Below are 15,354 nucleotides of genomic sequence, written 5' to 3'. Positions count from 1 at the left end.
GTGCAGTGTCTGTTTCTATCGTTGGTTTGCTGGTCATCCTAATGGTATTTTCTTTGATGTTCTTCCGTATTCCAATTGCCATTGCCATGGCCATTCCCGCAAGTATTGGGATTCTCTATTTAAGAGGCTGGGACACATTAATGTCGGCTTTGGATACGATTGTTTGGTCACAGAGTTATTCCTATACATTGACTACCATTCCGTTATTCGTTTTAATGGGGCAGCTCATTTATTCATCTGGAATCAGCAATGAGTTGTACACAGCTTTTCGAAATTGGCTGAGTGGTTTCAGGGGCGGATTGGGAATGGCTACAATAGGATCCTCCGCCATGTTTGCGGCGGCGTCAGGTTCAAGTTTAGCGACAACAGGAACCATTGGAGTTATGGCTTCAAAGGAGATGCTGGCAGCTGGCTACAGCAAAAGCCTGACAGGCGGTTCCATCGCGGCTGGCGGGACGCTTGGCATTCTAATTCCGCCAAGCACCATGTTTATCATATATGGGATGATGACTGAACAATCCATTGGCAAGCTTTTAATGGCCGGAATCATCCCTGGAATCTTGCTGACGATGTTTTTCATGATTACCATCTATGTAAGCTCGATCATAAAACCGGATCTGATAGCACATACAAATGAACAAAAGGTTACCTGGAAGGAGCGCTTTTCGTCTTTAAAGGCAACCATTTGGATATTCATCCTTTTTACCATCGTATTAGGCGGAATGTACTTCGGGATTTTTACCGCTACTGAAGCCGCAGGAGCGGGTGCCATGGGGGCCTTTTTAATCGGCCTTATCCGTAAAAAGTTAACAGTGGCAAAAATTAATGAAGCCATATTTGAAACCATTAAAACAACCGGATTTATCTTCGCTATTGTAATTGGAGCATTTGTCCTGAATTACGTTTTAACCATTACCCGTGTTCCTCATTTGATATCTGACACTTTGTTTTCAACCAATCTATCTCCTGCCATGCTCTTTGTCATCATTGTCCTGATGTATATTTTATTAGGCGCAATTATGGATACGCTTTCAATGGTGGTAGTAACCATTCCAATCATTTTGCCCTTAATTGAGGCGGTAGGATTTGATCTAATCTGGTTCGGTGTCATTATCGTTCTCGTTGTTGAAATGGGTTTGATTTCTCCGCCTGTGGGGATGAATTGTTTCGTCTTAAATGGAGTGGTAAAAGAATTGGAGCTCACACAAATTTTTAAAGGATCGCTGCTCTTTATGGTTCCAATTCTTGCTCTGGTTGTCCTGCTTTACATCTTCCCTGAAATTGCTTTATTTATCCCATACTCGGTTCAATAAAAGAAGTGGGCCCAAACTTAAAAGGCATGCAGGAATGATCCAATCCTGCATGCCTTTTATTGTGTTTATTGTGCTGTATAGCCGCCGTCGATGATTAACTCCGAACCAGTTACATAGCGAGACTCATCAGAGGCCAGGTAAAGGGCGCCATAGGCAATATCAATGGGTTTTCCCAGGCCAGGCCAGGGGATTTTATCCTTTAAAGGGTGTTCTCCGCTTTTGCCGCCGGACATAGCGGTTTCAATCACCCCAGGATGGATTGAGTTTACCCGGATAAAACTTTTCGCCAGTTCGATTGCAGCTGATTTGGTCATAATGCGTACAGCACCTTTTGAAGCGTGGTAGGCGGTACTACCAGGACTTCCGACCAGCCCGGAGCCTGAAGAAGTGTTGATGATGGAACCTTTTCCTGAGGTTTTCCTGATCAGTTCAGCGCCATATTTCATTCCAAGAAAGGTACCTGCTGTATTAACGGATTGGATTCTGTTGAATTCCTCCAAAGAGGTGTCGGCCAATCCGTTTCTGCTTAAAATGGCTGCATTGTTCACAAGAATATCCAGCTTGCCGAATTCTGCTTCCGTCCTCGATATGACTTCTCTCCAATCTGCCTCCTTTGAAACATCATGCTTCATGCCGATCGTTTGTCCGCCAAGTTTTTTTATGGCTTCAAACGTATCCAAAAGTCCCTCTTCATCAATATCGGTCACCACTACCTTTGCACCATTTTCAGCAAAGAGAATCGCTTCTTCCTTGCCGATTCCATTCGCCGCTCCCGTAATAATGGCCACTTTATTTTCTAATCGTTTCATTGACATTTTTTATTCCCCCGATCGAAGATCTTCTATTCTTTCGTCTAAAAGCTAAGTTCCAGCTGGAGTTTCATTAGGTCATTGTGCGATAAATCCGCCATCAATTACCAACTCTGAACCAGTCACATAGCGGGATTCATCTGAGGCTAAATATAGAGCCCCAAAAGCAATGTCTTTAGGTTCACCCAATTCCGGCCAAGGCGTTTTGTCTTTCAGATGGTGGACTCCATTCTTCGCTCCTGTCATCGACATCTGGGTCACAATGACGCCGGGATGTATGGAATTCACCCGGATAAAATCCTTTGACAGCTCGAGCGCTGCCGATTTGGTCATTAGCCTGACAGCTCCTTTGGAAGCATGATAGGCTGTACTTCCCGGACTGCCGACGATTCCATACATGGATGAAATATTAATAATGGAACCTCCCTGAGATTTTTTCATCAGGCTGGCTCCATATTTCATTCCCAAAAAGACCCCGGTGGAGTTGATCGATTGGATTTCTTCAAACTGTTCCAGGGAGGTTTCAGCCAATCCAATCCTTTTTCCAACGCCTGCATTATTCATAAGAATATCCAGCCTGCCGTATTCTTTTTCTGTTGTCTCCATTGCATGCCTCCAGTCTTGTTCCAGAGACACATCCTGTTTCATAGCGAGGACAAGGCCGCCGTTTTCCTTGATTGTATGGGTGGTTTCGTGAAGGCCGTCCTCGTCAATATCTGTTACAACGACCTTGGCGCCATGACTAGCAAATAAAATGGCCGTTTCTCTTCCTATTCCATTGGCGGCACCTGTAATAAAGGCAACCTTTTCCTGCAGTCGTAATGACAACGCTAACTCATCCTCTCTTAACATCGTTTTTTCTTCTAATAAGTTCATTTGCAAGAACTATGCCATCTTTATAAATACACATCCTGCAAGGGCCTAGCCTTTAAAGGATTTAAGGAAAAATATCCAATGTCTCATTTTTGAAACACATAGTTTAACTTTGGAGACCGAATGTTTGGAACACTTTCGGACAGTCAGCTGTAATCCATCAGAAATTATATTTATTGGCTGGTCACTTTCATGAAGATATACAGCTTCCATGCGTGATTGATAGAAATGGCTTGGTAATGATTTTCTTCATTGCCCCAGGAATTTTCATTTTGGTACGCTACTTGCATAAATAAGGGTGTAATGTTTTTTTGAGGTGGGTACAAGGATCCAATTGATTTTACGGATTAATAATTCAGAGAAAACACCTCTCTAATTGGATTTTGTACTTCAAAAAATTTATCATCTTATCTTACTGGAATGGTAACCAAATTCTAAAAAGGGAGTGGGAAAAATGGCAGTACTAGGCAAAGACATGACTTTTGGATTATTCTTTTTGAATTCTGTAGCACCATGGAAAACGGATGCAGAAGAACTCAGAAATGGTTTGGACCAAATCAAATTGGCAGATGAATTGGGTTTCCATTCTGCATGGATTGCAGAACATAATGCACGTGCATATGGTGTGGTCAGTTCTACATCCGTTTATTTGTCAGCGGCTGCGGCCATGACAAAGAACATCAAATTAGGTTCAGCCGTCTCCAGGCTGCCTCTGCACCATCCATTGCAATTGGCCGAGGATATGGCACTCGTTGATATCATCAGTGACGGCCGGCTTTATCTGGGTGTTGGGAAGGGATACGACAAGCTGGAATTTGACGCTTATAATATTGATTTTGACGAGAGGCACGAAAAATATTTGGAATCACTTGATATTCTGACCACGGCTTTACAAAATGGGAGAGTTAATTACTCAGGGAAGTTTTATGATATAAAGGACATTCCAGTCTATCCACGGCCAGTCCAGAACCCGAGGCCACCGATTTTTGTAATGGTTTCCGGAAATGATGCTTCGATGGTCAATGCTGCCAAGCAAGGTCATTCATTTGTTTTGGGAGGCATCAAAAATGATGATACGAAACACAAGATTTCCTTGTACCGTGAGCAGGCGATCGCTTCAGGTTTAACACATGAATATGTAGAAGAAGCAGTGGCCAGGTCTGGCAAACTATTATTCTGTTTCGTAGCTGAAACAACGGAACAGGCTCAAGAAGATTATCGGCAAGGCCTGGAATGGTATATGAGTGAAAGAGACAACCGGCCTACTTTTGGTGTAATCAGCAGGGAAAGAGATATAGATTATGACAGCTTCCTGAAATCGGAGAATACTTTGGTTGGATCGCCGGAAAAAGTCATCAAGGATATTGAACGGTATAAAGAAGAGACAGGGCTGAACAACATCATTCTCTGGATGAATATCGGAGGGCAGCAGCATGACAAAGTAGTGAAATCAATGAAATTATTTTCCGAGCATGTAATGCCGTACTTTGAAAGTAAAACGCTATCGGCCGTTGAGAAATAATAAAATTAACAGCGCTTACATTTAGGTGCTGACAATCGTATTATTTAAGGGAGAGATAGCGCGGAGGTTCATCCCAAAACCGCTTTATCTCTCCGATTTCCATAAAACCATGAAACAGAAAGGAGGAAGCGAATGAAGTCCATTCAAACAGTAAACGGCGAATTACATATTGAAGAATTGGGGGTCACCTTAATTCATGAGCATTTAAGAACCCGGGATGAGCGTGTGGTGAAACAATTCCCGCATTTATATGACCACGAAGAGGAAGTTGCATTGGCGGTAGCACAAGTTAAGGCAGCCAAAGAGCGTGGAGTCAGGACCATCTTTGACCCTTCCGTTTTGGGTCTTGACAGGGATGTGCGTTTTATGCAAAGAGTGGCGAATGATACTGGCATGAACATTGTTGCTGCTACAGGGATATTCACCTTCCATTATTTACCCACTCGTTTTGCTTTCAATGATATCGATTTTATGGTCACCCAATTTGTTCGGGATATCGAGATAGGAGTACAGAATACCCCCATCCGGGCTGGCTTCTTAAAATGTGCGACTGATTACCAAGGTGTGACACCCGATGTTGAAAAGGTAATCCGGGCTGTGGCCAGGGCACATCATAAGACAGGTGTGCCAATCATGACTCATTCACACCCTGCGTCAGGAACGGGGCTTCAGCAGCTGGCGATTTTCAAAGAAGAAGGCGTACCCTTAAATAAGGTGTTGATCGGTCATTGCGGGGATTCAGACAACCTGGAATATATCGAGAAGGTCCTGGAGAGCGGGGCGTTTATCGGGATGGACCGCTATGGGTTAACGCATACGATCTCAACCGAACAAAGGAACGATACGGTTTTGGCATTAGTGAAAAAAGGATATGCCAATCGCATTTTTTTATCCCAGGATTATTGTTGTACAACCGATGCGCACAAACCGGAAGCCTCCAAGAGAGCCGCTTATCCTGATTGGTCCATGACTTTTCTGATGGACAAAGTTCTCCCAACCCTTAAAGAACATGGGGTAACAGATGAACAAATTAATATGATGATGGTAGAGAATGTTAAAGCCTGGCTTTCTTAAAAAAGAATAGTTGATTGTTTCAACTAAGCTAAAAATCTCGCATTTCTTTGCGAGATTTTTTATTAATAAAAATTTTTTATATTTTCATAATATTATTGGTTATAATGAAAATTAATAAATGGTAAACAAAGGAGGATTAGTTGTGCTTAAATTACTGGTTACCGGATCTGCACCCTTGGATGATTATGTAAAGCGGGAAATTGAAAAAAGAAAAGGGAGTATTAAGGATCTGGTTGTCCAAACACTTGACTCCATCTATATATTAAATAATCCGACTTATATTACGGATGATGATGTTTTGATTTGCGGGGCCATGCTATTCGAGGAGTTTAAAGAGATTGGTGTACGGGGGAACCTAATTCCATTGCGGGTCCAAACCAATGATTTCTATAAAGCCTTGGTGAAAGCTTCTAAAATTTCAAATGAAGTAAATGTGGTCAATTATCAAAAAGAATATATTCAGAGTATCCCTGAAAATCTTACAAATATGAGGGAAGAACTGGATTCAATTTTTAAAATCAAAATGAATCAGTATACATATGTTACCACTGAAGATGCGGCCAACCTGGTTAGCAAACTGAAGTCTGAAGGGCAAAGGGTGGTCATTGGATCAGGATTGATTGTAAAATTAGCCAGGGAATTGGGGATGGAGGGAATACTCTGGTATGGGAAGGAAAGCGTAGGGCTGGCAGTGGATATTGCCTTTAATGTCCTGACAGCCAAGCTGGCGGAGCAAAGTTATCAAAAAAGACAAAACTATGTGCTGGAAATTTTCAATGAAGGTGTTATTAATCTAAGTGTAACAGGCAGGCTGCTGAGTATTAACCACCATGCAGTTGAACTGCTTGGCCTTTGGGACCATTCCGATCTTACTTCACAGCTTATTAGCGATATATTGCCTAAAAGTGAAGTTTTAGATGTTCTTTCTGCAGGTAAGGTCGTTAAAGATCTTGTATTACAATATAAGAAGAGAACGCTGTTATTAAACACCCTTCCTATTAGTGTAAATGGTTCGTTTGACGGCATTGTTGCATTCATATCGGATGCGGAGACGTTACAAAGGCAGGAAAATAAAATTAGACGTAAAATGAATTATAAAGCTGATACAGCTACCTACCATTTTGGGGATATTGTCGGGAAAAGCAAACAAACGACTAGGGCGATTGATAAAGCAAAGAAGTTTGCACGGTCCGATTCCAATGTTCTTATCCTTGGTGAATCAGGTACAGGCAAGGAGCTTTTTGCTCAAAGTATACATAATGAAAGCTCTCGGGCGAACCAGCCTTTCATCGCTGTCAACTGTGCTGCGATTCCTGAAAACCTATTGGAAAGCGAGTTCTTTGGTTATAACGATGGTGCGTTCACTGGAGCAAAAAAAGGGGGGAACCCCGGGTTATTTGAGCTGGCGCATAATGGAACAGTCTTTCTTGATGAGATTGGTGAAATCCCATTAAGTATGCAGGCTAAGCTTCTTAGGGTTTTACAGGAAAATATGGTAAGAAGATTAGGGAGTCCCACGGCTATCCCCATTAATGTGCGAGTTATCTCCGCCACCAACGTCAATTTAATCGAGGATGTCAAGGCAGGTAAATTTAGGATGGACCTCTATTATCGGATTGCCGTTTTGAATTTGTATCTTCCTAGGTTAAGTGACCGCAGAGGGGATATGGGTCTTCTTGTAAAGATGTTTACGGCTAAAAAATATCCTGCATTTCTGCCGGTAATCCAGGACTTCTTAAATGACATGCTGCCCTTATTGGAGGCGCATGAATGGCATGGGAATATACGTGAGTTTGAAAATACGATGGAACGATTGTTTGCCTATATAGAAACCCCGCATCAATGTTCAAGAAACGAACTGTTAACGTATTTAAGAGAGGCGATTGAAGAGAACAACCTGCTATTAAATCAAGTCAGTTTTGAAAACGCTTCCTACCAGGAAGTAATTAAAGATATTGAAGTAAGCAAAATCAAGGAAGTGCTGGATAAGACGAATGGAAACAAGAAAGAGGCAGCGAAAATACTGGGAATCAGCAGAAGTACTTTATGGAGGAAGCTGAATGAACAGGTTAGTTCGAAATAGGAAACAACAATAAAGGCAATTTGCTGCGGAATGAACAAGCACCCAATATGGCTGCTTGTTTTTTTATGGATCGGCAGCAGCAAACCTGCAATTACAAGCAACTTCAAAGAAACCGAAGGAATCTTGTTTCAATTTTAAAACACAGGAACCTTTCGTGAAACGATTATCCAAAAATACAGGGAAAATATCCAGAAGATTTTGATATGTTACGTGTTGATTCCTTTTATTTTTATAAAATTGCTTCAATGATTCCGCAAGAATCCATGCTTAGGAAAGGGCGTTAAAGGTGCTGTCCTGCAATTTATTCTGTTTTTTTCATTATCAGCAAAACAAAAAAAACCACATGCCTGAAGGAGTTGGCATGGAATTTGCATTAAGTAAAGTATAGAACGAAAGAAGAAAGAAGTAAGGAGTGATATGGGTTGGAGCAGTCCCAACTTAGTGCACTATTTAATCCAAAAAGCATTGCCATTATCGGCGCTTCACCAGATGACCAGAAAATTGGCGGCAGACCTCTTAGCTACCTCCAAAAATATGGATATGAGGGAGTGATTTATCCGGTTAATCCCAAATACGAAGAAATGAATGGATTAACATGCTATCCGGATATCAAGGCGGTTAAGGCCCCAATTGATTTGGCCATTATCGCTGTCCCTAAAGCCGTTGTTCTTCAAACCTTGAAAAAATGTATCGATCAACAGGTACGGTCGGTGATCATATTTAGCGCCGGATTTGCCGAAATCGATGAAGAAGGGGAAAAACTGCAGGATGAAATTTCACAATTGGCCAAACAGAACAATGTTAGGGTTCTGGGTCCCAATTGCCTGGGGATGTTCAATGTTGGCAAAGGAGTTTACGGAACATTCTCCACCATCATTGAAGATGAAAAACCATTAAAAAGCAATATTGGCTTTGTCAGTCAAAGCGGAGCCTTTGGATCACATGTGTTTACCTTGGCAAGGCAGCACAATATTGGCTTTAGCTATTTCGTGGCTACCGGAAATGAATGTGATGTGGATGTTGCGGATTGCCTTGAATTTTTGGCAAATGATCCTGATACGGATGTGATTGCCTGTTATCTCGAAGGGACAAAGGTTGGAGACAAACTTATTCGAGCATTAAAATTAGCAAGAGAGAACGGAAAGCCGGTCATTGCTCTGAAGGTAGGAAGAACATCTGTGGGAATGAAGGCGGCCCTTTCCCATACCGGCTCTCTGGTTGGTGCCGATGAAGTCTTTGATACAGTCTTCAGGCAATATGGCGTATACCGTGCTGAAACGATAGAGGAATTCCTGGATGTTACATATGCGGCATCTAAATTGCCCTTCCCCAAGGGAAACAGGGTCGCCGTGTTTACTGTTTCAGGCGGAGTAGGAATTCTGTTAGCCGACCAATTGTCAGCAAACGGCATGACTTTGCCGGAAACGCCCAAGCAAGTAAAAGAAAAGTTAAGGGAAATCCTCCCGATTGCCGGTGTGCAAAATCCAATCGACACGACCGCACAGATTTCTTATATGCCGACCTTACTCGAAGACTTCATGCATTCCGTCCTTTCAAGCGGGGAATACGATTCTGCACTTGTCTTCCTGGGATTTGCGGGCTTAAAACTGGATTCGCTGCAGGATCGCATTTCTACCTTAAAAACCATGCAGGAGCGCTTTAAGGATATCCCGCAAATCGTTGTCACAATAAACAGCCAGGAGTCCAGAAAGATGTTCAGTGACGCCGGGATTTGTGTGATTGAAGATCCATCAAGGGCTGTTACGGTTTCAAAAGCTCTCCACTATTTTGCGAACAGGGAGGAAGCTGTAAGTGAAGAAACTTTGCTGCCGGAAAAACAGGATATTTTCGGTCCTGCTACTCTTTTGACCGAGTACGGGAGCAAAAAGATTCTCAAGCAATTCGGAGTTCCCATTACGGAAGAAAAATTAGCAAAAACAGCGGAAGAGGCCATCCAATTTGCAAATGAAATTGGCTATCCAATCGTTTTAAAAGGGATGTCGCCGCAAATCCTCCATAAAACGGAAAAAGGCCTGGTTGTCCTGAAGCTTAAAGACAACGAGGAAGTAAGGTCGGAATTCGAAAGATTGAAAGCCATCATTGCCGAAACAGAGGGTGCCGAGTTCGAAGGGGTCCTGGTTCAGGAAATGTTGAATCAGGAATCTGTCGAGATGGTCGTAGGCTCCAAAAAGGACCCTATTTTTGGCCAGATTGTCATGGTAGGAATGGGAGGAATCTACATTGAATTGCTCAAGGATGTCTCCATGAGGAAAGCACCTGTATCCTCCCGTGAAGCAGCCAAAATGATTAATGAATTGCAAGCCAGTCCCATTTTACGATCCTATCGCGGAAAACCACCTTATGACGTGGCGGGACTAAGCTCCTTAATCTCACAGTTCAGCCATTTCATCGTGACATACGAAGATATGCTTTCAGAAATAGATCTCAACCCTGTCATGGTCTTTCCCCAAGGACAGGGAATCAAGGTGGCAGATGGTTTAATGACACTCGAAAAACAAGTGATTCATTCATAGGTTAATTTTCTATAACAAAGGAGAGAGAGAAATGAACTTTTCGATTCCAGAAGAAACAGCAGAAATTATTAAAGGCATTATCCAATTTATTAATAAAGTCGTGATTCCCTTAGAACAGGAACACCATAACTTGCTGTTCAATGAGCGGAATTATTATCTTGAAGACGGCCGCCGCCATCCCAAAGTGGAGGAATTGCGAAGGAAAGTGCGCAAAGAGTCAGCAAAAGCTGGTTACTATACCATGTTTGGCGATCCCGAATTAGGAGGAGAAGGCTTCGGGCCGATGACTTCACTATTAATCAATGAAGCAATCGGAAAACACTTTCCAAATTCCAAACTCATCGAGCATGTGGTCATTCCTTCGCCATTTACTAACGGGTTGACCCCCGTATTGAAAGGGCTGAGACAGGAACTTAAAGACAAATATCTCGAGGGTATCGGCTCTGGCGATAAACAATTATGCTTTGGATTAACAGAGCCGGACGCCGGTTCCGATGTTTGGGGAATCAGGACAAAAGCCGTAAAAGAAGGAAATGAATATGTGATAAACGGAACGAAACAATGGATTTCCCATGCACATTATGCCGATTATTGCATGCTGTTTGCAGTAACCAATCCTGAATTGCAGGCACAAAGAAAAGGTGGGATAACATGTTTCTTCGTTGAAACAAGCTCCCCAGGGTTTCATGTCGATTCCGTTATTCCAGTAATGGGCTCATTGGGCGGGGATGCAACCATTATTACGATTGACAATCTTCGCGTTCCTGAAGAAAACATCATTGGCGAATTGGACCAGGGCTTTGGAAAAGCGATGAATGGAATCAATAACGGTCGTTTGGGAATGAGCGGTATCTGTATTGGATCCGCACAATGGGCGTTAAGTAAATCCGTTGACTATTCCAAAATCCGCCGAACCTTCGGAAAGGCACTGGAGGAACATCAGACGATTCAAAATATGCTAGCTGAAATGGCGATGGATATCTATGCAGCCAGAAACATGGCGCTGCATTGTGCATGGAAAATCGAAAACAGCAAAAAAACGCCAACGAAAGAAATTTCAATGACGAAAGCCTATTGTACAGAAATGATGGGGCGGGTTTACGACAGTGCCATCCAGATTCACGGAGGAATGGGGCTATCAAATGAGCTTCAATTGGAAGAAGGATACCGCCGGGCACGGCTTATGAGAATTCCCGACGGTACATCTGAGATTCACAGACGGACAATTGCCAGAAGTTTGTTAAAAGGTGATCTTTCATTCTAAAAAAAACTTTAGTAAAGGTTGGGTGTTGGATGTCAGAAAAAAATGTCTTGATTGAGAAGGTTGGAAGAATTGCCTACGTTATTTTAAATAGACCAGAAAAATTAAATGCTTTAAATGGGGATTTACTCCATGATCTGGACGCAGCCCTGGAGGATATTAAACAGGATGACAGCGTCAGTGTGGTGATTTTAAAAGGAAATGGCAGAGCCTTCAGTGTTGGTTATGATGTCGACAAATATGAAGAACCAACTGTTACAGACGACAGAGATAATCTGGAGGTTTTCACTAGAAGGTGGTTAAGAGTTTGGGAGTATCCAAAACCAATTATTGCCCAGGTCCAAGGGTATGCCTTGGCAGGCGGGACACAGCTTCTTGCCTGCTGTGACATTGTCATTACCGATGAAGAGGCTACATTCGGTTTTCCTTCCCTTCCACTTGGCGGGGGGTTTGTCGGAATCTATTGGGGATGGCATGTTGGGCCACAGCGTGCAAAAATGCTCGACTTAACCGCGGGAAGCCGGATTTCCGGAAAAGAAGCGACGGACTATGGATTTGCTGCGAAATGCTTTAAAAAGGATCAATTGGAGGAAGAAACCCTAAAAATTGCACGAGGCATTGCCAAAACTCCGCTGGATATCTTAAAGCTGAAGAAAAAGGCCCATAACCGCATGATGGAACTGCAAGGATTCAGAACTGGCGTCATGTTTGGACCGGAGCAGGATGCCATTATCCATACCGCTGAAGGAATTAAGCTTGTTCATAGGAAAATAAAGGAGCTTGGGCTTAAAGGCGCTATTGAATGGTTTAACAATCAGGAAGTATAGCAAAAAAAGACTGTACTGCCCAGTTAATTAATGACTGTAAAGAATGGAGGGTGAGATTTTGAAAGTCTTAGTGATTAGCGGGACATTAGTGGGTTCAAAGACCCTTGTGGCAACGGAGTACCTATTAAAGCAATTAAAGCGTCAGAGCCCGGAAATGGAAATCGAATTGGTTAATTTAAAAGAATTCAAGCTGGATTTCTGTGATGGAAGGCAACTGGAAAAGTATAACGGTGATACCAGATTGGTCATAAAACAGATCGAAAACGCTGATGGCTATGTACTAGGTACGACTATCCTTCACGGATCCATTCCTGGTGCTCTAAAAAACCTGTTTGATTTAATTCCTTTCCCTGCACTTGAGGGCAAGCCAATAGCCCTTGTAGCCAACGGAGGAAATCCAGAGCATAGCCAGGCAATCGAGAAGCATTTAAGACCTATGCTGCACTATTTAAAAATGAAACTGCTTCCACATGATGTGTTTCTAACATCAAGTGATTTTAATGAAGAGAACGAAATTCATCAACCGGAAAGACAGGAACAGTTGATGCTGTTGGCTAGAGACTTTAAGGAATTATGTAACCAGACATTAATCGAACAGAATTAATAAATCTTTGATGGAAAGAGGGAAGCATGTGGAAAGTGTAAAAAATTGCATTCATTTGACCGACTATTCTTTCCAAAGAATGTGTGAAAAGGATTTTGGCATTAATCGGGGTGTGTACAATGAAATCGATAAATGGTTCTACAACAAAGGTTTAGTGGACATCTTAAAGCGAAGAAAAGCCATCCTGAATTTTATCGTGTTTAATGCAGCGAATGGTCAGAATCGGGTTAGGTTTGGCAGCGGGGGTTTACGTAAAAAGCTAGTGGAGTATTACGAGCAAGTTGCCATCTGAACATCGCCATGTGACCCATTTAAAGGAGGAGATTGTCCATGACAGTGAAAAGTGACCCACAACAATTGTTTAAAGAGATTATGGGAAGTTATCCTACGGGAGTGACCGTTCTTACAACCTTGGATGAACATAACAAGCCTGTAGGTTTAACCGTTAATTCCTTTGCTTCTGTTTCAATCGACCCGCTCATGGTCCTATGGTGCATCGATAAAAAGGCGGGAAGCTGCGAAGTATTCAAAAAGGCTGACAAGTTTTCTGTCAATATCCTGGCAGGTAACCAACAGGAGGTTTGCTGGACATTTGCCAGCAAATCAGAACAAGATCGTTTCTCCAAGCAGCCTTGGGTTCTTTCCGAGAACAATCTGCCACTCATTAAGGACGTTTTTGCTTCATTGGAATGTAGGAAGGTTCAGCAGATCGATGCAGGGGATCATTATATTTTAGTTGGTGAAGTGATAGATTTAGATAAAAACGATCAGGAGCCAATGCTTTATTTTAGAAGAAAGGTAGGAAGCGTTCCGCAGGATTGGGAGTAATGTGGAACGGAAGCTTAAATGGCTAATGGTTTGTTTGGTTACTTCCGCAGCGCTTCATTAAGCTTTTCATTGGAGGAAGTGACCACCATAGGATAAAACGATTAAAAAAGGGAAGTGGCACATTGAGCCTGATAGAAAAATATGAAGCAATACCTTACTGGAAATTGATCGGAATTAAAGTAGGTTCACTTGAAGAAAATTCAGCAAGAATACAATTGAAAATACATGATGATCTGCTTAATGGCAACAACATTTTACATGGTGGAGTTGTTACCACATTTTTAGATGCGGTAATGGGGATCAATCTGAAATTGAATATTGGTGAAGCCAATTATGCAACGATCTCTTTAACTACGCAATTTTTAAAAGCCGTTAAGCAAGGAGAAACCATCTATGCCACCGCCGAGAGGGTTCATACTGGCCGTAGCATAGCCTCTATGGAAGGACGGATCTTTAACCAGAATGGAGACCTCATAGGTGTTGGCTTAGGCAGTTTTAAAATTAGCCAGCCAAAATAGAATGGTTTGCATTTGTTAACGAGTTATCTTTTCCTTGGAGGAAGATCATCTTGACTCTAGTGTCCGTGGTGCAGAAGAAGGAGCCGCTTTTTTAAGGCTCCTTCTTCCATTTGCATGTTTACGGATATATACAGTTGCTGATCAAAGTTAACGATTTTACTAGTTAAACAGTACAAAAATGAAGGGTAGGAAGGGAATGGAAATTAAAAAAATTGCGGTTCTCGGTTCTGGTGTGATGGGGAGAGGGATTGCACATGTATCAGCTCTGGGAGGGTTTCAAACAACTCTTTATGATATCTCTGAAACACAGCTAAGTCAGGCTATCACGGATATGAGAATCAATATGGAAAAGGGCCTTGAAAGAGGACTTTACAGTAAGGCAGATATCGAGAGAGCAATCGGCAGCCTGCAGCAAACAACCCATTTCAATGAGGCGGTATCAGATGTAGACTTTGTAATTGAAGCAGTTCCAGAGGATATAAAATTAAAAACCGATATCTTTCATAAGTTGGATCAAATCTGTAAATCTCATGTGATATTAGCAACCAATACTTCGACAATGAGTCCAACTGAAATGGGAGGGGTTACAAATCGGCCTGACCGTGTCATCGCTATGCATTTCTTCAATCCGGTCTTCAAGATGAAGCTAGTAGAAATCATTAAAGGTTTAGAAACGAGCGATGAGACCTATCAGATTACAGAAAAAGTGGCAAAACAAATGGGTAAAGAGACGGTTATGGTCAATGAAGCACCTGGTTTTGTGACAAGCCGAGTAAGCGCATTGGTTGGGAATGAAGCTTTTCGAATGCTGGAGGAAGGGGTAGCTTCTGCGGAAGATATCGATAAAGCGATTAAACTTGGGCTTAATTATCCAATGGGTCCCTTGGAGTTGGGTGATTTAGTTGGATTAGATACACGATTAAAAATTTTAACCTACCTTCATGAAACACTAGGAGACCGATACCGCCCAACTCCTCTAATGATTAAATACGTTAAAGCTGGAAGACTTGGCCGAAAATCAGGAAAAGGGGTCTATGATTACTTGGATGTATAGGATTAAAACCGCTATTGGCTGTTTCAATGGCAAAAAAATGATTTGAACACAGGG

General features: G+C 42.2%; 14 protein-coding genes. 12 read left to right on the top strand and 2 right to left on the bottom strand.

Features of this window, described 5'->3' with window-relative positions; all coding sequences use genetic code 11:
* Positions 1-5: 5 nt before the first annotated feature.
* Positions 6-1,313, top strand: coding sequence for a TRAP transporter large permease (locus WQ57_RS16790; protein ID WP_046524919.1), 1,308 nt, complete (start codon positions 6-8; stop codon positions 1,311-1,313).
* 65 nt (positions 1,314-1,378) lie between these two features.
* On the opposite strand, the gene WQ57_RS16785 is transcribed toward WQ57_RS16790, so the two are convergent.
* The gene (locus WQ57_RS16785) at positions 1,379-2,128 is read right to left on the bottom strand and encodes an SDR family NAD(P)-dependent oxidoreductase (protein WP_338151909.1); all 750 of its coding nucleotides are present in this window, start codon (positions 2,126-2,128) and stop codon (positions 1,379-1,381) included.
* Between the two features lie 72 nt (positions 2,129-2,200).
* A complete protein-coding gene (locus tag WQ57_RS16780) occupies positions 2,201-2,950 on the bottom strand; it encodes an SDR family NAD(P)-dependent oxidoreductase (protein ID WP_241481565.1) in 750 nt (249 codons plus the stop codon).
* Between the two features lie 499 nt (positions 2,951-3,449).
* Here WQ57_RS16780 and WQ57_RS16775 point away from each other — a divergent pair, with 499 nt between their 5' ends.
* The 11 genes from WQ57_RS16775 to WQ57_RS16725 all read left to right on the top strand — a co-directional run bounded on the left by WQ57_RS16775 (position 3,450) and on the right by WQ57_RS16725 (position 15,300).
* The gene (locus tag WQ57_RS16775; protein ID WP_046524918.1) at positions 3,450-4,517 is read left to right on the top strand and encodes an LLM class flavin-dependent oxidoreductase; all 1,068 of its coding nucleotides are present in this window, start codon (positions 3,450-3,452) and stop codon (positions 4,515-4,517) included.
* 132 nt (positions 4,518-4,649) lie between these two features.
* Positions 4,650-5,591 (top strand): phosphotriesterase family protein, encoded by a 942-nt coding sequence (locus WQ57_RS16770; RefSeq protein ID WP_046524917.1) that lies wholly within the window; start codon positions 4,650-4,652, stop codon positions 5,589-5,591.
* Between the two features lie 142 nt (positions 5,592-5,733).
* The gene (locus tag WQ57_RS16765) at positions 5,734-7,674 is read left to right on the top strand and encodes a sigma 54-interacting transcriptional regulator (protein WP_052948793.1); all 1,941 of its coding nucleotides are present in this window, start codon (positions 5,734-5,736) and stop codon (positions 7,672-7,674) included.
* Between the two features lie 422 nt (positions 7,675-8,096).
* Entirely contained in the window at positions 8,097-10,208 is a 2,112-nt protein-coding gene (locus WQ57_RS16760; protein WP_046524916.1) for an acetate--CoA ligase family protein, read from the top strand.
* Between the two features lie 31 nt (positions 10,209-10,239).
* A complete protein-coding gene (locus WQ57_RS16755; RefSeq protein ID WP_046524915.1) occupies positions 10,240-11,472 on the top strand; it encodes an acyl-CoA dehydrogenase family protein in 1,233 nt (410 codons plus the stop codon).
* Between the two features lie 29 nt (positions 11,473-11,501).
* Positions 11,502-12,296, top strand: coding sequence for an enoyl-CoA hydratase-related protein (locus tag WQ57_RS16750; protein WP_046524914.1), 795 nt, complete (start codon positions 11,502-11,504; stop codon positions 12,294-12,296).
* Positions 12,297-12,354: 58 nt separating this feature from the next.
* Positions 12,355-12,900, top strand: a complete 546-nt coding sequence (locus WQ57_RS16745) for an NADPH-dependent FMN reductase (protein ID WP_046524913.1) — start codon at positions 12,355-12,357, stop codon at positions 12,898-12,900.
* 28 nt (positions 12,901-12,928) lie between these two features.
* A complete protein-coding gene (locus WQ57_RS16740) occupies positions 12,929-13,192 on the top strand; it encodes a hypothetical protein (protein WP_241481564.1) in 264 nt (87 codons plus the stop codon).
* A 38-nt stretch (positions 13,193-13,230) separates the two neighbouring features.
* Entirely contained in the window at positions 13,231-13,728 is a 498-nt protein-coding gene (locus WQ57_RS16735; protein ID WP_046524912.1) for a flavin reductase family protein, read from the top strand.
* Positions 13,729-13,850: 122 nt separating this feature from the next.
* Positions 13,851-14,246 (top strand): PaaI family thioesterase, encoded by a 396-nt coding sequence (locus WQ57_RS16730; RefSeq protein ID WP_046524911.1) that lies wholly within the window; start codon positions 13,851-13,853, stop codon positions 14,244-14,246.
* A gap of 196 nt (positions 14,247-14,442) precedes the next feature.
* Positions 14,443-15,300 carry a 3-hydroxyacyl-CoA dehydrogenase gene (locus tag WQ57_RS16725; RefSeq protein WP_046524910.1) on the top strand — a complete coding sequence of 286 codons (858 nt, stop codon included), beginning with the start codon at positions 14,443-14,445 and terminating at the stop codon, positions 15,298-15,300.
* Positions 15,301-15,354: the final 54 nt, after the last annotated feature.

This window comes from Mesobacillus campisalis (assembly GCF_000986785.1).
GTDB lineage: Bacteria > Bacillota > Bacilli > Bacillales > Cytobacillaceae > Mesobacillus_B > Mesobacillus_B campisalis.
Note: the sequence above shows the minus strand (reverse complement) of the source record. Positions and strands in the feature narration are given on the sequence as shown.